The organism is Halomonas sp. KM007, assembly GCF_050709225.1.
Classification (GTDB): Bacteria; Pseudomonadota; Gammaproteobacteria; order Pseudomonadales; family Halomonadaceae; genus Vreelandella; species Vreelandella hamiltonii.
The window spans coordinates 2233988-2252696 of the sequence record NZ_CP136131.1 but is presented as its reverse complement, the minus strand read 5'-3'; the positions used below and the strand labels follow the sequence as shown (position 1 = coordinate 2252696).

Sequence of the window (18709 nt, the reverse complement as noted above, 5' to 3'; positions counted from 1 at the left end):
CTTCACTACAACAACAAGGACCCACCATGAACCATAATCTTTTCAGCCTGTTCTACCCCCACTTCGAACGCCAGCCTGACAAGGTATTGATGGATACCGACGATGGCCGCCAGTATCGCTATCGGGATGTGCTCTCGACCAGCCGCCGCCTGGCCAGCCGATTACGCGCCTGGGGTCTTCAGCCCGGCGACCGCATAGCCGTGCAGATCGACAAAAGCCCCGAGATGCTGATGCTCTATCTGGCCAGCCTGCAAGTGGGGGCGGTGTACCTGCCGCTCAATACGGCGTACACGGGCAAGGAGATCGCTTACTTTCTGTCCGATGCCGAGCCGCATATTTATGTCTGCCGTCCCGACGACCTCGACAGTGCCACCCTGCACGGCGAGGCCAGCGGCGTCACGCATATCGTCAGCCTGGGCACCCAGGCTGACGGCAGCTTGATGCACGACCTGGCACAGGTGGAGGAAACCAGCGACGTCTGCCAGGTCGGGCCGGACGATCTGGCCGCCATTCTTTACACCTCCGGCACCACGGGGCGCTCCAAGGGCGCCATGTTGACCCACCGCAACCTGGCGTCCAATTGCCAGGCACTGACCGAAGCGTGGCACTACAGCGAGCACGACCACTTGCTGCATGCCCTGCCCATCTTCCATACCCACGGCCTGTTCGTGGCCTGTAACATCACGCTGGTGAATGGCGCATCCATGACCTTCTTGCCCAAGCTGGAGGTGGAAGACCTGATTACACGCATGTCGAAGGCAACGGTATTGATGGGTGTGCCCACGTTCTACACCCGCCTGCTGCAGTCACCCCGGCTCGATCGGCAGGCCACCGCCCACATGCGGCTGTTCATCTCCGGTTCTGCACCCTTGCTGGCCGACACCCATGAAGCCTTCGAAGCCCGCACCGGCCATGCGATTCTCGAGCGCTACGGCATGACCGAAAGCAACATGAACACCTCCAACCCCTATGACGGCCAGCGTCGGCCTGGAACCGTGGGCATGCCGCTGCCCGGCGTGGAAGTGCGTATTACCGACCGTGAGTCGGGCAAACCCTTGGCCGATGGCGAGACCGGCATGGTGGAGCTGCGCGGCCCCAACGTTTTCAAGGGGTACTGGCGGATGCCCGAAAAGACGGCCGCCGAGTTTCGCTCAGACGGTTTCTTCATTACCGGTGACCTGGGAAAAATCGATGAGCACGGCTACCTGAACATTGTCGGCCGCGACAAGGACCTGGTCATTTCAGGCGGTTACAACGTTTACCCGAAGGAAATCGAAGCCATTATCGATGACCTTCCCGGGGTGCTGGAGTCGGCGGTGGTTGGTGTCCCCCATGCAGACCTGGGCGAAGGCGTGGTCGCCGTGGTGGTCCCGGCATCTCCTGACCAGGTGGATGAACAGCCGATTCGCGCCGCCTTGGCAAACGAGCTGGCCAGGTACAAGCAACCCAAGCACATCGTGTTCGTGGAAGCGCTGCCCAGAAACGTCATGGGCAAAGTGCAGAAAAACCAGCTGCGCGAGCGTTACGCCGACACCTTCGAGCGCCACGCAAGCCACGCGGCCCTGTCTTAGTCATAGCACTTAGTCCTGGAACCTAGCCATAGAACTTAGCAATAGAACACGCACGAATTCCCCGCTGACGGGAAAGATGGCGCCGCCGCGACCGAGGAAACCAGACACGGCGGCCCATCGAACACGCACTACCTAACAACAATGACAATAGAGGAAAATGACCATGGTGATTTACGGTGTTGCCCTGCTGGCAGGGTGCATGCTGGTGGGCCTTTGGGCCGGTGACGTGCTGGGCATGATGCTCGGCGTTACATCCAATGTTGGCGGTGTGGGTATCGCCATGTTGCTGCTGATTTTTCTGGGCGGCTATCTCATGGACAAGAAGAAAATGCCGGCCAGTACCGAGAGCGGGATCACGTTCTGGAACGGTATGTACATTCCCATCGTGGTGGCCATGGCCGCCAGTCAGGATGTCGCGGCGGCGTTGGATGGCGGCATGATCGCCATTCTGGCGGGCTTCGTGGCCGTCATGGCCAGCTTTTTGGTCATCCCCCTGTTTGGGCGGCGCGAGCCAGCCGTCGATGACGGCGACGAAGCCACAAGCCCAGCTGCCGATGCCCAACCTCACTCACGCCCAGCGCCCAGCCAAGCGCGCTAACCCGAGGCTTTGACGATGATCGAATCACTGTTTACGCAACTGGAACGACAGCATCTGGTGGCGGCCTTTGCCCTGGTGGGCGGTGCCATGTATCTCTCCTACGTGCTGAGCGACAAGCTCACCAAAGGCCGCGTGCATGGCTCTGCCATTGCCATCATGGTCGGCCTGGCGCTTGCCTATGTGGGCGGGATCACCACGGGCGGCAGCAAGGGGCTGGCCGACATCAGCCTGTTCGCGGGGCTGGGCCTGATGGGCGGCGGCATGCTGCGCGACCTGGCCATCATCGCCACCGCCTATGGCGTTCGCTTTCAGGAGATTCGCACGGCGGGCATGAGCGGCGTCGTGGCGCTGTTTCTTGGCGTGGTGCTCTCGTTCGTGGCCGGGGTCGCCGTGGCCTTCGCCTTCGGTTACCGGGACCCGGTGTCCCTGACCACCATCGGCGCAGGCACGGTGACCTATATCGTCGGCCCCATTGCCGGGGCTTCGATCGGGGCATCCTCGGACATCATTGCGCTGTCGATTGCCGCCGGTCTGGTGAAGTCCATCCTGGTGATGATCATGACGCCCGCCATGGCCCGGCACATTGGGCTCGACAATCCCCGCTCGGCGATGATCTTCGGTGGCCTGATGGGCACCACCAGCGGGGTCGCGGCGGGCCTTGCCGCCACCAACCCGCGGCTGGTGCCCTACGGCGCCATGACGGCGACCTTCTACACCGGGCTGGGTGCCCTGCTGGCACCGTCGGTGCTCTACCTGGCGGTGCGGGCCATTTTCTAACCGCGAGCAACAGTCCCCCTCGCCACCCACAAGCGATACAGCGTTCTGATGGAACCCCACGTGTTGGCTGTGGAGCGGGTCATGAGCAATCAGGGCGAGCAGCACCCCAGGCTGCTGCAGGCCTTTTTCGAAGCAGGCCCCTGGGCCATGAGCCAATGGCTTCAGGAAAAGCTGGAGGGCCTGGCCAGCGCAGGACACCTTTCGCTGCCAGCCCCCGCCCAGGCCGCCGACCAGCTATGCAGCATGTGGCAGGGTATGCTGATCAAGGAGGTCCGCATGGGGGTTCGCCTGCCGCCCTCGGAGGACGAGCTGAAGCGGCAAATCACCGGGGCAGTGGACGTGTTTCTGGCCGCCTATGGCAAGCGGTGAGACTGGCCATAGGCGGCATTAGGTAGGTCACCGCTGCTCCAGCACGCCGATGACTTCGGGGATCGACAGCTGCTGGTCCGGCACCGAGCGGTACAGCGCGTGCACGGCGCCAGCCATGTCGCCAGTCACGCCCAGCTCGTGGGTCATGGTGTGGTAGTAGCCCAGGTCCTTGCTGGCGTTGGCGACCGAAAACCGAAAGCCGGAGGGGTCGTCGTGGGCGATGTAGGGGCGCAGGCGCTCCAGCACCACGCCGCCACCGCCGCCCGCGCCCAGCACCTCCAGCAGGGCATCGGCACTGATGCCTGCCTTGCGCGATGCCGCCGTGGCTTCCGCCAGCACCGCCGAGAACCCCAGCGAGACGAAGTTGTGCAGCAGCTTCAGCGTGTGGCCCGCCCCGACGTCACCGGCATGAGCGATGTTTTCGGCGAAGGCTGCCAGCAACGGCCGCAGCTCCTCGAACAGCGGCGTGGGCGCGCCGACGATCAGGTTGAGACGCCCTTCGGCCGCCTCCTTGGGCGTGCGCGTCATGGCGGCGTCCATGAAACGCCCGCCTGCCGCCGCGACACGGGCCGCCACCTGGGCCGTCGAGCTGGGCAGGGCGGTGGAGCAGTCCACCACCACGCTGCCGGGGCGCAGCCCTTCCAGCACTCCGTCGGGTTCGAACAGGACGGCCTCCACCTGCGGTGAGCCGGTCACGCACAGAATGACGATATCGGCCTGCTGGGCAACCTCCCGCCCACTGGCCAGCGGCACGGCCCCTGCCGCCACCAAGTCCTCCACGGGCTGGTTGCCCGCGTGCTCCAGAAAACACAGCGAATGCCCCGCGCGCAGCAAGCTGCTGGCAATGCCGTGGCCCATCAAGCCAACGCCGACAAGCCCTACCCGATAAACGGTCGTCATGGTGCTCTCCTGGTTGATAGCGTTCAATGGTTGATAGCGCTCAATGTTTGATGGCCACGGTCTTGATGCGGGTATAGCTGCGCAGCCCTTCGAATCCTTTTTCACGCCCGTGGCCCGAGCGCCCGACCCCGCCAAACGGCAGCTCGACACCGCCTGCCGCGCCGTAGTTGTTGATGAAGACCTGGCCGCTGCGAATGCCCTTGGCCAGGCGCAGCTGACGCCCTCCGTCACGGGTCCAGACCCCGGCGCACAGGCCAAAGTCGGTGGCGTTGGCCAGCGCCAGGGCCTGCGCCTCATCATCGAATACCTGTACCACCAGTACCGGCCCAAACAGCTCTTCACGCAGCACGTCGTGGCCCTCCGGAATGTTTGTCAGCACCCGTGGCAGCACAAAGTGCCCGCCTACAGGCGCGCTCGGCGCCAACTGCCCCTGCCCTGCTACTTGGATGCCATCGGCTTCGGCGGCGGCCAGGCGGGCTTCCAGCTTGAGCTTTTGGCGCTCGTTGATCAGCGGGCCGCAGTCGGCATCGGCTTCCCCCGCATCGCAGCGCAGCTCGGCAAAACGCTGGGCAAGGGCCGTAACGACCGTATCGGCGATCTCCCGCTGCACCAGCAGCCGGCTACCCGCCGAGCACGTCTGTCCGGCATTCTGCACGATGCCCCGCACCACGGCGGGCAGCGCGGCGTCCAGGTCGGCATCGGCAAACACCAGCTGCGGCGACTTGCCACCCAGCTCCAGGGTAATCGGGACATGGTGCTGGGCGGCGAATTGCGCCACGCGGGTGCCGGTTTCAGGCGATCCGGTAAACGAGAGGTGGTCGATCCAGGGGTGCGAAGCCAGCGCAGCACCCGCTTCCACGCCCAACCCCGGCACCAAGTTCAGAGCGCCTTCGGGCAGCCCATGATTCACCGCGAGCGCCGCCAGGCGCATGACGCTCAGGCAGGCATCTTCGGCAGGTTTGAGCACCACCGTGTTGCCCGCCGCCAGCGCCGCTGCGACACAGCGCCCAAAGATCTGGGCGGGGTAGTTCCAGGGTATGATCTGGGCGCAGACACCGTAGGGCTCGCGCAGCGTCATCACGGCAAAGTCCGTCTCGAAGGGGATCGTCTCACCGTGCAGCTTGTCGGCGGCACCGCCATAAAAGCGGAAATAGCGGGCACAGGCGGCAATGTCTCCCTTGGCCTGCGTCATGGGCTTGCCGGTATCCGCACACTCCAGCGCCGCCAGTTGCTCATGCTGTGATTCGATCACGTCGGCAAAGCGCAGCAGCCACTCACCGCGCTGGCGCGCCGACCAGCGTGCCCACTCCCCAAGCTCCCCGGCGAAGGCCTTGCGGGCCGCCTGCACGGCAGCATCTACCTCTTCGGCCTGGCACCGGGCGATGCGGGTCAACGGCTCCCCCGTGGCCGGGGCATCTACTTGCAGGGTCTGCGCGGTATCGACCCACTCTCCTCCAATCAGCGCCTGCTGCGACAGCAGGCCGATGGTATGCGACATCAGGGGCTCCTTTTATTGTCATTGTGGTCATTACGGTTAATACAGACGGCTCTTTGATCCCGAACGTTTTCTAACCCCGCACGTTTTTAACCTCACAGGTCCTTTAACCATAGAAGAGATTGACCAGTCCCATGGAAATCCATGGCATGTAGGTAATCGCCATCAGACATGCCAGCACCACCAACACGAAACGCACCAGCCACGGCAGCATCTGATCGATGGAGATCCTGGCCACGGCACAGGCGGCAAACAGGTTGACGCCCAACGGCGGGGTGATCATGCCTAGCGCCAGGTTGACCACCATGACCAGGCCAAAGTGCACGGGGTGGATGCCAAACTGCATGGCGATGGGGGTCAGGATGGGCGCCAGCACCAGGATGGCCGCCGAGGTTTCGATGAACATGCCGACGATCAGCAGCAGCGCGTTGACCACCAGCAAAAACATCATCGGGCTTTCAATGGTGTTGGTTACCAGCGTGGCAATTTGCGCGGGCAACCCGGTACGGCTCAGTAAAAAGCTGAAGAGCGCGGCAGCGGCAATGATCAACATGACGGCCGCCGTGGAGATCACGCTTTGGCGCAGAATAGGCCCCAGGTCCGCCAACGTTAATTCACGGTAGTAGAACGCACCCACGATAAGGGCAAAAAACACCGCCACCGCCGAGGCTTCCGTGGGCGTAAACACCCCGCCGTAGATACCGCCAATCACGACCACCGGCATCAGCAGCGCCACCCAGGCACGCTTCAATGACGTCATGAAACCCGTGCTGTCCTTGTAATCGTCCTTGCCGTAGCCACGCACTTTACAGAACAGGTAGAGGAAGATGATCAACGCCACGCCGATCAGGATGCCTGGCCCAATCCCCGCCAGGAACAGCTGCCCGATAGAGGTATCGGTACTCACGCCGTACAGAATCAGCGGAATGGAGGGAGGAATCAGCACTCCCAGCTCCGCCGATGACGCTTGAATGGAAGCGGCCAGCGGTTTGGGATAGCCATGTTTGACCATCGCCGGAATCAGAATGGCCCCAATGGCAAAGGTGGTGGCCACGCTGGAGCCCGACACCGCCGCAAACATCATGCAGGTCAGTACGCAGGACATGGCCAGCCCGCCCTGCACCCGCCCGACGATGGATTTGGCCAGGTCCACCAGCCGCTGGGAAATGCCCCCGGCGGCCATCAAGTTACCCGCCAGGATAAAAAACGGAATGGCCATCAGCGGGAATTTGTCGATCCCGATGAACATCTGCTGCGGCACCAACAACAGCGGCAGCCGGGTGAAGAACTCGATGCCGATGATCGAGGCCAGCACGATGGAGATCGCAATGGGCACGCCGAAGGTGAAGAGAATAATCAGCGACAGGCCAATCACCATGTTCATAGGGGCGTCCCTTTATTGGTCTGTTCAGCGTTGGTCTGTTCAGCGTTCGGCTGTTCGGCGGGTTGCAGCATGGCAACTTCCGGCAGCACCTCACTGTTTTCCGGCCCTACGGGCTCACGCCCACTGAGCTGCGCGGCCAGCCTGGCCATCACCGAGATCATGGCGAAGGTCGCGCCGGTCGGGATCGCGGCGTAGGCCCAGGACATGGAGATGTTCATGCCCGACATCACCTGGTTGCTGACCCGCAGGGTCATGAGGATGCCGTAATAGCACATCACCCCCAGCACCAGCAGGCAGCAGGCGACGATGGCCACTTCGAGCAACAGCAGCCCTCGGCGCGGCAGCCATTTATAGATCACTTCTACCGCCATCATGTAGCCACCTCTGAAGGTGGCCGCTGCGGCCATGAACACGCACCAGATCATGGAGGCGCGGGATGCCACTTCCGTCCAGGTGGAAGGCGCATTGAACACGAACCGGGTCAACACCTGATAGAAGCTCAGCGTGACCGAGACCACCAGCATCAGCACCGCCACCATCAGGGCCAGCCGGGTTAACTGATGCTCGATACGGAGCAAGACCGATAGCATAAAGGATCACCCTGCTTGAATGGCCTCTGGCACTGCCAGAGGCCGACGTTGAGAAAGTGCGTCAGAAAAGCTCGTCAAGACAGTTCGTCGAGACAGTTCGTCGAGAAAGCGCGTAAAGACAGTACTCAGCAGCTGCCCGCTTTCTCACGAATGCGTTCGAGCATCTCGCTGCCGTACTGCGACGTGAAGATCTCGTAGGCGGGCTCTACGGCCGCCTGGAAAGGTGCCGGATCGATATCGGTTTTCACCTGCATGCCATTGGCTTCCAGCAGCGCTACCCCTTCACGCTCCAGGCGCGAGACCTCTTCACGGGTGGCGTCCACCGATGCCGCTGCCGCCTGCATGAACCAGTCACGCTCTTCATCGCTCAAGCCATCCAGCAGGATCGGCGATCCCAGCACGATGGCCGGGGAGTAGACGTGTCCGGTCAGGGAGAGGTAGTCCTGCACTTCCCAGAAATTGGTGGCCACGATGACGGTGATCGGGTTTTCCTGGCCGTCGACGGTGCCCTGCTGCAGCGCCGTGAAGAGTTCAGGGAAGGCCATGGGAGTGGGCCGTGCGCCCAACTGCCGGAAGGCTTCCTGGTGCACCGCGTTTTCCATGGTGCGTACCCGCAAGCCGTTGGCATCCTCGGGGCTGGCGACTTCACGCTGGCTATTGGTGAGATGGCGGAAACCGTTCTCCGACCAGGCCATGCCCACCAGGTCATGGTCGCTCATCTTCTCGAGCAGCTCGTCACCGATCTCGCTATCCAGCACGCAGCGGGCCTGGTCGTAGTTTTCGAACAGGAACGGCAGGTCCAGCACGTAGGTTTCGGGTACGAAGTTACCCAGTGGGCCGCTGGAGGTGATCACCACATCCACGGTGCCGATCTGCAGGCCTTCGATCATTTCACGCTCACCGCCGAGGGAGCCGGAGGCGTGTTCGGTGACGGTAAAGGCACCGTCGGATAAACGTTCGAGTGTCTCCTTGAACGCCTTGGCGCCCACCGAGTAGTGGGAGGTAGAAGAGAGCGTATGCCCCAGGCTGATATCGGTGGCGGCCTGGGCGTGCAGGGCAATGCTGGCGGTGGCCACGGCACTCATGGCGGTCACGAGAGCATGTCGGGTGAAGCGCTTGGTCATGATGTATCCCTCTTGGTGTTGTTGTGAGGGTGGGTGTTTCAAGAAGGCGCAGGGCCTTCCTATGGGTTACCTGCCTTGCCAGGCAGATGGAAAAGCAGCCACATCAGGCGCGTTCATGGTGCTGCTCGGCCATGAAGCGTTCGATGATCTGGGTGAAGTCGTCGTCACCGACAAAGCCGAGCTGGCGCGCCTTGGCGGTTTCGAAGCGTGCGGGCCAACTGGCCACAATCGCTTCGATGCGCGGGTCGGGCGCATGCTGAACGAGCGAGAGCGCGTCTTCGCCTGCGGCGCTGCGCAGGGCATCGAGCATCTCGGCCACGCTCACCGTGATGCCGGGCAGCATGAAGGCACGGAACGGTGCCAGCGATGTGCTGGGCACCTGGGCCCCATGCACCAGCGCGTCGACCACCTTGCCCGGCGACATCACGAACATCTCAAGGGTGGTGGGCACCGGGCAAATGGTCGTTTCGCCATTGAGCGGCTCCCGCAAGATGCTGGAGGCAAAGCTGGAGGCTGCCGCATTGGGGCGGCCAGGGCGAATCACGATGGTGGGCAGGCGCAGCACCAGACCATCGATCTCGCCGCGACGGCTGTAGTCATTGATGAGCAGCTCGCACATGGCCTTTTGGGCACCGTAGGAGTTCTGCGGGTGCAAGGCCGTCATGTCATCTAGCACGTCCGGCAGCGCCCCGCCGTAGGCCGCCACGGAGCTGGCCATGATCAAGCGTGTCGCGTGCAGGCCGCGCAGGCGGCAGCCTTCCAGCAAGGCGCGGGTGGCATCGAAGTTGACCCGCATGCCCAGCTCCAGATCGGCTTCGGCGGCGGAGCTCACCACGGCCGCCAGGTGGTAGATCACGTCAGGGCGCTGATCCAGCACGTCGTCGAGGGCCTGGGGCTGGGTAATGTCCACGGCGCGCGAGGACACGGTGATGCTACCTGCATCGGGCGCGGGGGCTTCCACTTGATCGATCAGCGTAAGCTGAGTGATCGGCTGCTGGCGAAGCTCGCCCCGCTGGATCAGTTGATGGGCAAGACGCTGACCTAGAAAACCCGCTGCGCCGGTGATGGCAATATGCATGATGTGATTCCTGATATGGCGTTGTTATTGTTGGTGGCTGGGGGGCTCAGCGTGGTGCTCAGCGTGGGGTCAACCCCCAGGGTGCTCCCCACCATAGCCCCGCTCGGGTGGCGGCTTGTGGGCGGTATTCACAGCCAACCCAGCCGCGATACCCCAGCGCGCTCAAGCGTTCGAAAATGGCGGGGTAGTGCACCTCGCCCACATTGGGCTCGTGACGATCAGGCACCCCGGCAATCTGGACATGGCCAATGGCGCTGAACTGGCGTTCGAGATGGCAAATCAGGTCGCCTTCCATGATCTGGCAGTGGTAAAGGTCAAACTGCAGCTTGAGATTCTTGGCACCGACCTCTTCCAGTACTGCCATGGCCTGAGCCTGGCGGGAGAGAAAAAAGCCCGGCATGTCACGCGTATTGATCGGCTCGATGAGAATGTCGCGGCCCACTTTGGCCGCCTCGTTCGCCGCAAAACGTAGATTGCGGATATACGTGGCATGGTGCTCTGCCTGGGTCGCGGCTTCGGCGTTGTCCGGTAACAGCCCCGCCATGGCATGAACCCGCGGGCAGCCGAGCGCCTCGGCGTAGCTCAGCGCCGCCGTGACCGAATCGCGAAACTCGGCTTCCCGGCCCGGCAGGCTGGCCAGGCCGCGCTCACCGGCGTCCCAATCGCCCGGCGGCATATTGAACAGCACCTGCTCCAACTGGGCATCCTTGAGCGCGTGCTGCACATCACGCGCGGCAAACGCATAGGGGAATAGATACTCGACCCCTTTGAAACCCGACTCGGCGGCAGCAGCAAAGCGGTCGAGAAAGGCGTGTTCGTTGAACAGCATGCTGAGGTTGGCGGCTAATCGAATCATGGCGTGCTCTTGTTGTTATCCAGTACCTGGTGAAAGGGGTCCACGTGCGTCATTAATCCCTGGGAAAACGCGCTTCCAGCTCGGCGACCTGCTCTGGGGTCAGCCCCCGCGGGTTCTCGCCTCGCAGCAGCAGGTACAGCTTGGCGGTCTCTTCCAGCTCTTCGGTGGCATACACCGCCGCTTCGAGGGTCTTGCCCGCCACCACCGGGCCGTGGTTGGCCAGCAGCACCGCGCTGTGCTTGCCTGCCAGGCCCCGCACCGCCTCGCCCAACTGGGGGTCACCCGGGATGTGGTAAGGCACCATCGGCAGCTTGCCCACCCGCATCACGTAGTAGGCGGTAAGCGGTGGAATACAGTCGCAGGGGTCTACCCCCGGCAGGCACGACACCGCCACCGAGTGGGTGGAGTGCAGGTGCACGATGGCGCCAGACTGCGGGCGCTCGTCGTACATGGCCATGTGCAGGAACTGCTCCTTGGTGGGCGCATCGCCGCTGAGCAGTTGGCCGTGTGGGTCCAAGTGCGAGATACGGGCCGGATCCAGCCGCCCCAGACAGGCGTTGGTGGGGGTCATCAGCCAGCCGCCATCGTCCAGCCGCACGCTGATATTGCCGCTGGAGCCCATGGTCAGGCCGCGGTCGAACAAGGATTTACCGAGCGTGCTGATCTGCTCGCGCAGGGCGTTCTGATGTCGGTGGCGAAGGGGCGTGCTCATGCCAGCACCTCGAAGGCCCGGGTGAAGAAGTCCACGCCGCCAAAGTTGCCGGACTTCAGCGCCAGCGAGAGCGGCGCCTCGCGGCCTGGCAGCGAGGCTTGAGTCCAGGGCACGCCGGGGTCGATCTGCTCTCCGATGCGCAGGGTCGTCACGCCTAACGCGGAGACCACGGCACCGGAGGTTTCGCCCCCCGCCACCAGCAAGCGGCCCACGCCTTCATTGACCAGCGTGACCGCCAAGTGGCTCAGTGCGGTTTCCACCAGGTGCCCGGCCTCGGCAACGCCCAACGCCGCCTGGGCCGCTTTCACCTTGTCCGGGTCGGCCGAAGCGTAGATCAGGGTGGGGGCCTGCAACGGCAAGCGCTCCAGGGCGAAGGCCAGCGCCTGCTCCCACTGCTTGTCGCCTTCGCTCAGCGATAGAGGGTCTAGCGCAAAGCCACCGTCCGGGTGCTTGGCCAGGAAATCGGCTACTTGCGCCAGGGTGGCCCGTGAGCAGCTGCCGGAGAGCACCAGCGTCCCGCCCGCCGCAGGCGTTAAACGCCCTGGTTCGGTGATCGTCTCCAGCCAGCCCTGGGCCCGGTACTGCGCGGGCAGCGCCTGGCCCAGGCCGGAGCCTCCGGTGACCAACGCCATCGAGACGGTGGCTTCGGCCAGCACGTCCAAATCCTGCTCATCCAGGGTGTCACAGATCACATGACGGATGTCCTGTTCGGCCAGGGACGACAAATGCGCCCCGGTGGCCTCGGCACCGTTCGCCAGCACCTGACGGTTGGCCAGCCCCACGGCATGAGGCGTTTGGCGGGAGAGCACGCGGACCAGATCGGCATCCTGCATGGGGGTGAGCGGGTGGTGCTGCATGCCGCTGTCGTTGAGCAAACGGTCGCCGACGAACAGGTGTCCCTGGTACACCGTACGGCCATTGACCGGAAAGGCCGGCACCATCACGGTTTGAGCGGCACTCAGCGCCTCCAGCAGGGCATCGGCCACGGGACCGATGTTGCCCTCGTCGGTGGAGTCGAAGGTGGAGCAGTACTTGAAGAACAGCTGTCGGGCGCCTTGGGCGCGCAGCCAATCGAGGGCGGCCAGGGAGTCGGTCACGGCCTCTTCCACCGGGCAGGAGCGCGACTTGAGCGCGACCACCACGGCATCGATGTCGCGAAGGTCCACCGCTTCTTGCGGCACGCCGATCACCTGCAGGCAGCGCATGCCGCCGCGCACCAGGTTATTGGCCAGATCGGTGGCGCCGGTGAAGTCATCGGCGATGGCGCCCAGCACGACCCGTGGGTGGTTCATGACGCTGCCCCCTCGGCATCGTTGGCGGCGTCTGGCAAGGCGATGCCTGACAGGCGTTTATAGACCTTGATCACCGCCGAGTCATCTTCGCGCCCGAAGCCTGCGCCGCTGGCCGCGGTAAATTGCTGCAATGCGCTGGCGGCCACCGGCGTGGCCAGTGACAGCTCACGGCCCGTCTGGTGGACGATATTGAGGTCCTTGACGAAGATATCGACGGCAGACAGCGGCGTGTAGTCGCCGCTCAAGATGTGCGGTACGCGGTTCTCGAACATCCAGGAGTTGCCCGCCGAGTGGGTGATCACCTCATAGATCACCTCGGGGTCGAGGCCCATACGGATGCCCAGCGCCATGGCTTCGGCGGCAGTGGCGATATGCACCCCGGCCAGCAGCTGATTGACCAGCTTCATGCTGGACCCCACCCCTGGCGCGTCGCCCAGGCGATACACTTTGGCGGCCATGGCATCCAGTATCAGCTGGGCTTTCTTGAACACATCCGGCTGGCCGGAGGCCATCACTGATAAATCACCGCTTCTGGCCTTGGCGGCACCGCCACTGATAGGGGCATCCAGCATCGCCATGCCCGCTGCGGCCAGGCGCTCACCCAGTTGCTTGGCCTGGCTGGGCGCTACCGTGGCGCACTGCACGATCACACTCCCGGGCGCAAGGTGGGGCACTACGCCCTGCTCGCCAAACAGCACGTCTTCCACCTGCTGGCCATTGACCACGATGACCAGCACCACCTCGCACCCCGACAGTGCTTGCGGCGTGGCCACGCTGTGCCCACCGGCCGCGATGAAGGCTTCGCGGGCAGCCGCTGAAATATCACACCCGATGACCTTGAAGCCGCGCTCCAGCAGCGCCGTAGCGGTGCCCATTCCCATGGCACCTAACCCGATCACACCGACTGACGGGGATTGCTGTGTATCGTGACTCACCGGCGGCTACCTCACTGTTGTTATTTTAAATATTGTTTTGACTGCAGCATCGTTCTGAATACCGCGCGACGTGGTCGCAAGGGCATGCTCACGGCGGCATATGTTAGCGCTGTCATGATAGCGCTAACATTCTTTTTAGATTATTCTTTCTCTCATCACAAGCTGAACAATAGGGACGTGCGACCAATGTCTAAAGATGCTTCCAGCCCAGCGAGAGCACGCCGCCGCACGGACCAGATCACCCTCAGCCAGGTGGCTGAATTGGCCAGTGTTTCGCCGATCACCGCATCACGGGCGTTGAACACGCCCGAGAAAGTCAGCGACCAGACCCGAGAGCGCGTGCTCGATGCCGTGGAGCAATTGGGCTATGTGCCCAACCTGGTGGCGGGCAGTCTCGCTTCCTCGCGCTCCAGGCTGATCGCCGTCATCGTGCCTTCCCTGATCAACACCGTGTTCGTGGAAGTGATCAAGGGGCTGCAAGAGACTCTGGAGGCCGAGGGGTATCAGATCCTGCTGGGCAACACCGACTACGACCTGGACCGCGAATATCAGTTAGTGCGCACTTTTCTGGGCTGGTCATGCTCGGCCCTGATCACCGCAGGGCTGCGCCATAACCACGCCTGCCAGACCCTGCTGAACAACTGGGATCATCCCATCATGGAGGTGATGGAGCTGGGCAAGGGCATGGACTTGAACGTCGGGCTGGACCACGTGGCGGCGGGGCGCTGCATGGCTACCCACCTGATCGACAGAGGCTATCGCCATATTGTCTATGTCGGCGCACGCTTATCGCAGGATTACCGAGCGGGCATGCGCTACGAAGGGCACAAGGCGGTGTTGACGGCCCACGGCCTGGACGCCTCGCTGGTGGAGCTGGACACGCTGGGCAGCCTGCAAGCGGGCGCAGACAGCCTGGCCCAGGTACTGGCGCATTACCCGCGCACCCAGGCCATCCATTTCGCCAACGACGACCTGGCCGCCGGTGCGCTGCTGGCTGCGCAGCGTCAGGGGCTCGATGTGCCGGGCGACCTCGCCATTGCCGGCTTCAACGGCCTGCCCCTTGGCCAACACGTTACCCCACCGCTCACCACCATTCTGTCGCCCAGAGAAGAGATGGGGCGGCTGGCCGCCAAGGAGCTGATCCGCAGGCTAAGCGGTAAAAACGTCTACCGCCGCCAACACGATGTGGGGTTCACGCTGCAGGTAGGCGGGAGCACTTAGCTCCGGCCGTCACAATGCGGGCGGCTGGCCAAGAATGTCCAGACCTGTGCCCAGCTCGTTTTCAATGGCCTGCCCGATGGCCAGCAGTTTCGCGTCCTGCCATGGCCCGGCCAGCACTTGCAGGCCCACCGGCATGCCTTCGGCGTCTTTTCCTACCGGCAGCGTCAAGGCACAGAGCCCCAGAAAGTTGGCAATGACCGTATTGCGCAAGGCGTGCATATTGGCCTTGGGGTATGCGCCGTCGGGCTGAAGACTCTCCAGGATGGGCGGGGTAATCGCCACGGTGGGGGTCAGCACCGCATCCACATCCGCCATACGCGCAGCGGCAGATTGATAGAGCGAATCCAGGATCGTGCGACGACGCACATACTCCCAGGCAGGCATCGTATCGGCTGCCGCCACCCGGGCCGCGACATTGGGGTCGAGGGAGTCGATCATCTCGGGCAACTCACTCTTCAGGAACGCTGCCAGCTCCGCAGCTGCCACCCCGCCCAGCTTGAACAATTCATACGCCTCATCGATACCAGGCAGCTCCAGCGTCACGATCCGAGCACCGGCAGCTTCCAATCGCTTGATTGCAGCGCGCACCGTTTCCGCAATGCCGGGGCTGCAGTCGTCCCAGAAAAACGTTTCCGGTACGCCAAAGGTCAGGCCCGCCAGACAGGGGGTTGCTGGAACACCGCTATCGCTGCCGCTCAGGACCGGGTCGAGGGCATCGAACGCAAAAGCGATATCATCCACTCGGCGCGCCAGCAGCCCTGGGGTATCCAGCGTGCTGGAGAGCGGTACGATCTGCTCCGTGGACCAGCGCCCGGCGGTGGTCTTCAGCCCAACGACGCCGGTCATGGCAGCAGGGATACGTACAGAGCCTGCGGTATCCGTACCGAATGCCAGGCTGGCGGTGCCTCCCACCAGCGACACCCCCGCCCCGGAACTGGAGCCGCCGGGCGTGCGGTGAGCCATCGCGTCCCAGGGGTTGCGCGGGGCTCCCCAATGGGTGTTGGTGCCCAGCCCGCCAAAAGCAAACTCGACGGTATGGGTTTTACCCATGACGGAAGGCAGCTGCTTCAGCAACGCACTCACCACCGGGCCTGAATGCTCCCAGCGCTTGGGAAGTTTCTGGGCCGAGCCTGCATACGTCGGCAGCCCTTTCACGGCGTAGATATCCTTGATCGATACCGCCATCCCCATGAGCGCCCCCGCATCGCCCCCCTGTGCCAGCACGGCATCGGCCGCCTTTGCCATCGCCAGTGCCTGCTCTCCGTTCCAGGTAAGATAGGCATGGTCGTGCTGGCCGCGCTGGTGGTAAGCCGCTATCGCAGCCTCGGCCAGCTCGGTGGCGGTGAGAGTGCCAGCCCGCAGGCGCGCGCGCTGCTCACGTAACGGTAAAAAAATCACTGAATCCTGCATGCGTTCTCCTCCGAGGGGGTACTTAGCGCACTTCAAAGATCGCTTCGACTTCCACCGCAGCATTGCCGGGCAGCGTCGCCACCCCGATGGCGGTGCGGGCATGGCGGCCTGCCTCGCCGAACAGCGCGACAAACAGCTCTGATGCTCCATTGATGACCAGCGGCACGTCGTGGAAACCCGGCGCCACGTTGACGAAGCCATTCATGCGCACGCAGCGCACCACGCGGGAAAAATCGCCATCAACGGCATCGCTCAATTCCGCCAGGAGGTTTAAAGCACACGCCTGAGCGGCCAGCTTGCCGGTTTCGAGGTCGAACTCGCCCCCCACCTTGCCAGGATAGAGTACTTCGCCATCGCGCTCACAAATCTGGCCTGCCAGAAACACCTGATTATTCAGCCGAGACCAAGGCAAGAAGAGGCCGCGTGGCGTTGGAATCGCCGGTAACGTCAGGCCCTGCTCTGCAACGGCTTGCTCGATCGTTTTGCTCATGATTCGTTGTCCTTGTCGATGAACGCATTCAGCGGTTACTTAATAGATGAGTGAGGGTAGCCACGTACTTAGCCACGGCACGTAGGTGATGATGATCAGTGCGATCAGCATCAGGCCAATCAGTGGCAAGCAGGCCCTGAACACCTCTTGAAGCGACATTTTGGATATTGCCATCGCGACGAACAGGTTCAGCCCGACGGGCGGGGTAATCATGCCCACCGAAAAGTTGATCAGCGTGATGATGCCGAAGTGAACAGGGTCAACCCCCACCTGGGCGGCGATAGGCTGCAGCAACGGCGAAAGCACGATGATGGCCGAGGCGCTATCGAGGAAAAAGCCGGCGATGATCATCACGACGTTGAACAGCGCCATGACCTGGAAGGGATCATCTGTCCACGACAATACCTGTCCTGCCAATTGGCTGGGCGTACCGGTAATGGCCAGCAGCCAAGAGAAGGCCGAAGCACCTGCCGTGATCAGCAACAGCGTGGCAGAAATCAATCCTGAACTTCTCAACGTCCCTAACAGCTCTTTGAGATTGATGGTGCGATACACCACCATACCCACCAGCAGGCCGTATACGCAGGCGACGGCAGCCGATTCCGTGGGCGTAAAGATGCCACTGTAAATACCGCCCAGCAGAATGATCGGCAAACCAAGGCCCCAAGCCGCCGATTTAAAAGCCAGCGCTATTTCTTTCAATGTAGGAAAGGGGGAACGCTCATAGCCCTTGAAGCTGCTGTAAACGATGCAGTAGGCAATCAAGATAGAAGCAATGACAATGGCAGGTAACAGGCCAGCCGCAAACAGGCGTCCTACGGAGGTTCCCGTGACAGAACCATAAATGATCAGCGCAATACTCGGCGGCACGATGGGCCCTAGTGTGCCAGCAGTGGCAATCAAGCCAATCGCAAAGCGTTTATCGTAGCCAGCAGCGACCAGTGCGGGGAACATGATCGAGCCGATGGCTACCACCGTGGCGGGGCTCGAACCCGAAATGGCTCCAAAGAAGAGGCATGACAGCACCGTGGCGGCCGCCAACCCACCGGGCACCCACCCCACCAGCGCTTTGGCCAGATTGATCAGGCGATCTGAAAGCCCTCCTATCCGCATCAACTCCGCCGCCAGAATAAAAAACGGAATCGCCATCAGCGAGAAGTTGTTCATGCCAGTGAACATGCGCATTGGCACGATGACCGGGTTCGTGGTACCAAAAAACTCAATCGCGAGGAAAACCGCTAATGCGAGGGAGGCAAATATCGGCAGCCCCAACAATAAAACAGCAAAGAAGATTGGCAATAGCGCAGTAATCATGACGACTCTCCCATATTTAAACGAGCTTATCCGACTCAGCCACAAGCTCTTCGGAGAGGCTTACCGGAGGCTTATTCCACACTTCATTAATGACCCATGAATAGCGCAGGATCAGCAGCACACCGGAGATCGCGATTGGCAGATAGAACCATGCCATTGGCAGGCGCAGCGCGGCCGTCAACTGGCCACGACCAAGCGTATTGAAGTAGAGAACAAAGCCGTAATAGGTCATGAACCCCGCGAACACGATGCCGATCAGCGCGGCGATCAAGTGCAGCCAACGGTTGATGGCAGGCGTAGCGATCGCATTCAGTACATCCACCGAAATATGGGTGCCATGTCGCACCCCCATACTGGCACCCACAAAGCTCATACAAATGATGGAATAAATAACGACTTCTTCAGCCCAAAACAGCGAGCCGCTAAAGCCATAGCGATAAACCACCTGGACGGTGGTGAGGACAGTCGCAATCGACATGAAAACGACCATCGCCACACTTTCCAAGCGATCAAGACATTTATTGAGCGCTTCGAACATGAGATATCCACACCCTCGATGGGTAAGAGGAGAACGGTTTTCTTGATGAAACCCT

General features: G+C 62.4%; 19 protein-coding genes. 5 read left to right on the top strand and 14 right to left on the bottom strand.

The genetic code is table 11. The features are described 5' to 3' along the window. The first annotated feature begins 26 nt into the window (after positions 1-26). The 4 genes from RVM27_RS10605 (at position 27) to RVM27_RS10590 (ending at position 3315) form a co-directional block, all read left to right on the top strand. Entirely contained in the window at positions 27-1571 is a 1545-nt protein-coding gene (locus RVM27_RS10605; protein ID WP_498956540.1) for a malonate--CoA ligase, read from the top strand. Positions 1572-1728: 157 nt separating this feature from the next. Beyond that, positions 1729-2169: a malonate transporter subunit MadL gene (gene madL / locus RVM27_RS10600; protein ID WP_491362365.1), complete on the top strand. Its 441-nt coding sequence runs from the start codon at positions 1729-1731 to the stop codon at positions 2167-2169. Between the two features lie 15 nt (positions 2170-2184). Further along, entirely contained in the window at positions 2185-2946 is a 762-nt protein-coding gene (gene madM / locus RVM27_RS10595; protein ID WP_039175076.1) for a malonate transporter subunit MadM, read from the top strand. An 81-nt stretch (positions 2947-3027) separates the two neighbouring features. Further along, positions 3028-3315, top strand: a complete 288-nt coding sequence (locus RVM27_RS10590; RefSeq protein ID WP_498956539.1) for a TetR family transcriptional regulator C-terminal domain-containing protein — start codon at positions 3028-3030, stop codon at positions 3313-3315. A gap of 27 nt (positions 3316-3342) precedes the next feature. On the opposite strand, the gene RVM27_RS10585 is transcribed toward RVM27_RS10590, so the two are convergent. The 10 genes from RVM27_RS10585 to ltnD form a co-directional block, all read right to left on the bottom strand. Beyond that, positions 3343-4215: an NAD(P)-dependent oxidoreductase gene (locus RVM27_RS10585; protein ID WP_144980883.1), complete on the bottom strand. Its 873-nt coding sequence runs from the start codon at positions 4213-4215 to the stop codon at positions 3343-3345. 40 nt (positions 4216-4255) lie between these two features. After that, positions 4256-5713, bottom strand: coding sequence for an aldehyde dehydrogenase family protein (locus tag RVM27_RS10580; protein WP_498956538.1), 1458 nt, complete (start codon positions 5711-5713; stop codon positions 4256-4258). A gap of 103 nt (positions 5714-5816) precedes the next feature. Next, on the bottom strand, positions 5817-7094 hold the full coding sequence (locus RVM27_RS10575; protein ID WP_498956537.1) for a TRAP transporter large permease: 1278 nt from the start codon (positions 7092-7094) through the stop codon (positions 5817-5819). Then, positions 7091-7684: a TRAP transporter small permease gene (locus RVM27_RS10570; protein WP_227407188.1), complete on the bottom strand. Its 594-nt coding sequence runs from the start codon at positions 7682-7684 to the stop codon at positions 7091-7093. The genes RVM27_RS10575 and RVM27_RS10570 overlap by 4 nt, the downstream gene beginning before the upstream one ends. 125 nt (positions 7685-7809) lie before the next feature. Continuing rightward, complete coding sequence (locus RVM27_RS10565) at positions 7810-8808, bottom strand: TRAP transporter substrate-binding protein (RefSeq protein WP_189463974.1); 999 nt, start codon at positions 8806-8808, stop codon at positions 7810-7812. Between the two features lie 103 nt (positions 8809-8911). Next, entirely contained in the window at positions 8912-9886 is a 975-nt protein-coding gene (gene denD / locus RVM27_RS10560; protein WP_498956536.1) for an SDR family oxidoreductase, read from the bottom strand. A gap of 58 nt (positions 9887-9944) precedes the next feature. Continuing rightward, positions 9945-10742: a hydroxypyruvate isomerase family protein gene (otnI, locus tag RVM27_RS10555; RefSeq protein ID WP_498956535.1), complete on the bottom strand. Its 798-nt coding sequence runs from the start codon at positions 10740-10742 to the stop codon at positions 9945-9947. A gap of 52 nt (positions 10743-10794) precedes the next feature. Continuing rightward, positions 10795-11454, bottom strand: coding sequence for a class II aldolase/adducin family protein (gene otnC / locus RVM27_RS10550; protein ID WP_498956534.1), 660 nt, complete (start codon positions 11452-11454; stop codon positions 10795-10797). Beyond that, a complete protein-coding gene (gene otnK / locus RVM27_RS10545; RefSeq protein ID WP_498956533.1) occupies positions 11451-12746 on the bottom strand; it encodes a four-carbon acid sugar kinase family protein in 1296 nt (431 codons plus the stop codon). The genes otnC and otnK overlap by 4 nt, the downstream gene beginning before the upstream one ends. Then, complete coding sequence (ltnD, locus tag RVM27_RS10540; RefSeq protein WP_498957768.1) at positions 12743-13621, bottom strand: NAD(P)-dependent oxidoreductase; 879 nt, start codon at positions 13619-13621, stop codon at positions 12743-12745. The genes otnK and ltnD overlap by 4 nt, the downstream gene beginning before the upstream one ends. 246 nt (positions 13622-13867) lie before the next feature. On the opposite strand from ltnD, the gene RVM27_RS10535 reads away from it, so the two are divergent. After that, positions 13868-14902 (top strand): LacI family DNA-binding transcriptional regulator, encoded by a 1035-nt coding sequence (locus RVM27_RS10535; RefSeq protein ID WP_498956532.1) that lies wholly within the window; start codon positions 13868-13870, stop codon positions 14900-14902. A gap of 9 nt (positions 14903-14911) precedes the next feature. Here RVM27_RS10535 and RVM27_RS10530 read toward each other — a convergent pair whose 3' ends face one another. From RVM27_RS10530 to RVM27_RS10515, 4 genes are read right to left on the bottom strand one after another with little or no spacing between them, the layout of a single operon-like run. After that, a complete protein-coding gene (locus RVM27_RS10530; RefSeq protein ID WP_498956531.1) occupies positions 14912-16312 on the bottom strand; it encodes an amidase in 1401 nt (466 codons plus the stop codon). A gap of 22 nt (positions 16313-16334) precedes the next feature. After that, complete coding sequence (locus RVM27_RS10525; RefSeq protein ID WP_039175056.1) at positions 16335-16802, bottom strand: RidA family protein; 468 nt, start codon at positions 16800-16802, stop codon at positions 16335-16337. A 39-nt stretch (positions 16803-16841) separates the two neighbouring features. Further along, positions 16842-18116 carry a TRAP transporter large permease gene (locus tag RVM27_RS10520; RefSeq protein ID WP_039175054.1) on the bottom strand — a complete coding sequence of 425 codons (1275 nt, stop codon included), beginning with the start codon at positions 18114-18116 and terminating at the stop codon, positions 16842-16844. A 16-nt stretch (positions 18117-18132) separates the two neighbouring features. Continuing rightward, positions 18133-18654 (bottom strand): TRAP transporter small permease, encoded by a 522-nt coding sequence (locus RVM27_RS10515; protein ID WP_096921965.1) that lies wholly within the window; start codon positions 18652-18654, stop codon positions 18133-18135. Positions 18655-18709 lie beyond the last annotated feature (55 nt).

Coding starts and splice junctions, on each gene's coding strand:
- RVM27_RS10580 (WP_498956538.1), bottom strand. CDS start 5,713: ATGTCGCATACCATCGGCCTGCTGTCGCAGCAGGCGCTGATTGGAGGA.
- ltnD (WP_498957768.1), bottom strand. CDS start 13,621: ATGGGCACCGCTACGGCGCTGCTGGAGCGCGGCTTCAAGGTCATCGGG.
- RVM27_RS10590 (WP_498956539.1), top strand. CDS start 3,028: ATGAGCAATCAGGGCGAGCAGCACCCCAGGCTGCTGCAGGCCTTTTTC.
- otnC (WP_498956534.1), bottom strand. CDS start 11,454: ATGAGCACGCCCCTTCGCCACCGACATCAGAACGCCCTGCGCGAGCAG.
- otnK (WP_498956533.1), bottom strand. CDS start 12,746: ATGAACCACCCACGGGTCGTGCTGGGCGCCATCGCCGATGACTTCACC.
- RVM27_RS10525 (WP_039175056.1), bottom strand. CDS start 16,802: ATGAGCAAAACGATCGAGCAAGCCGTTGCAGAGCAGGGCCTGACGTTA.
- RVM27_RS10585 (WP_144980883.1), bottom strand. CDS start 4,215: ATGACGACCGTTTATCGGGTAGGGCTTGTCGGCGTTGGCTTGATGGGC.
- RVM27_RS10515 (WP_096921965.1), bottom strand. CDS start 18,654: ATGTTCGAAGCGCTCAATAAATGTCTTGATCGCTTGGAAAGTGTGGCG.
- RVM27_RS10575 (WP_498956537.1), bottom strand. CDS start 7,094: ATGAACATGGTGATTGGCCTGTCGCTGATTATTCTCTTCACCTTCGGC.
- otnI (WP_498956535.1), bottom strand. CDS start 10,742: ATGATTCGATTAGCCGCCAACCTCAGCATGCTGTTCAACGAACACGCC.
- RVM27_RS10605 (WP_498956540.1), top strand. CDS start 27: ATGAACCATAATCTTTTCAGCCTGTTCTACCCCCACTTCGAACGCCAG.
- RVM27_RS10520 (WP_039175054.1), bottom strand. CDS start 18,116: ATGATTACTGCGCTATTGCCAATCTTCTTTGCTGTTTTATTGTTGGGG.
- denD (WP_498956536.1), bottom strand. CDS start 9,886: ATGCATATTGCCATCACCGGCGCAGCGGGTTTTCTAGGTCAGCGTCTT.
- madL (WP_491362365.1), top strand. CDS start 1,729: ATGACCATGGTGATTTACGGTGTTGCCCTGCTGGCAGGGTGCATGCTG.
- RVM27_RS10570 (WP_227407188.1), bottom strand. CDS start 7,684: ATGCTATCGGTCTTGCTCCGTATCGAGCATCAGTTAACCCGGCTGGCC.
- RVM27_RS10565 (WP_189463974.1), bottom strand. CDS start 8,808: ATGACCAAGCGCTTCACCCGACATGCTCTCGTGACCGCCATGAGTGCC.
- RVM27_RS10530 (WP_498956531.1), bottom strand. CDS start 16,312: ATGCAGGATTCAGTGATTTTTTTACCGTTACGTGAGCAGCGCGCGCGC.
- madM (WP_039175076.1), top strand. CDS start 2,185: ATGATCGAATCACTGTTTACGCAACTGGAACGACAGCATCTGGTGGCG.
- RVM27_RS10535 (WP_498956532.1), top strand. CDS start 13,868: ATGTCTAAAGATGCTTCCAGCCCAGCGAGAGCACGCCGCCGCACGGAC.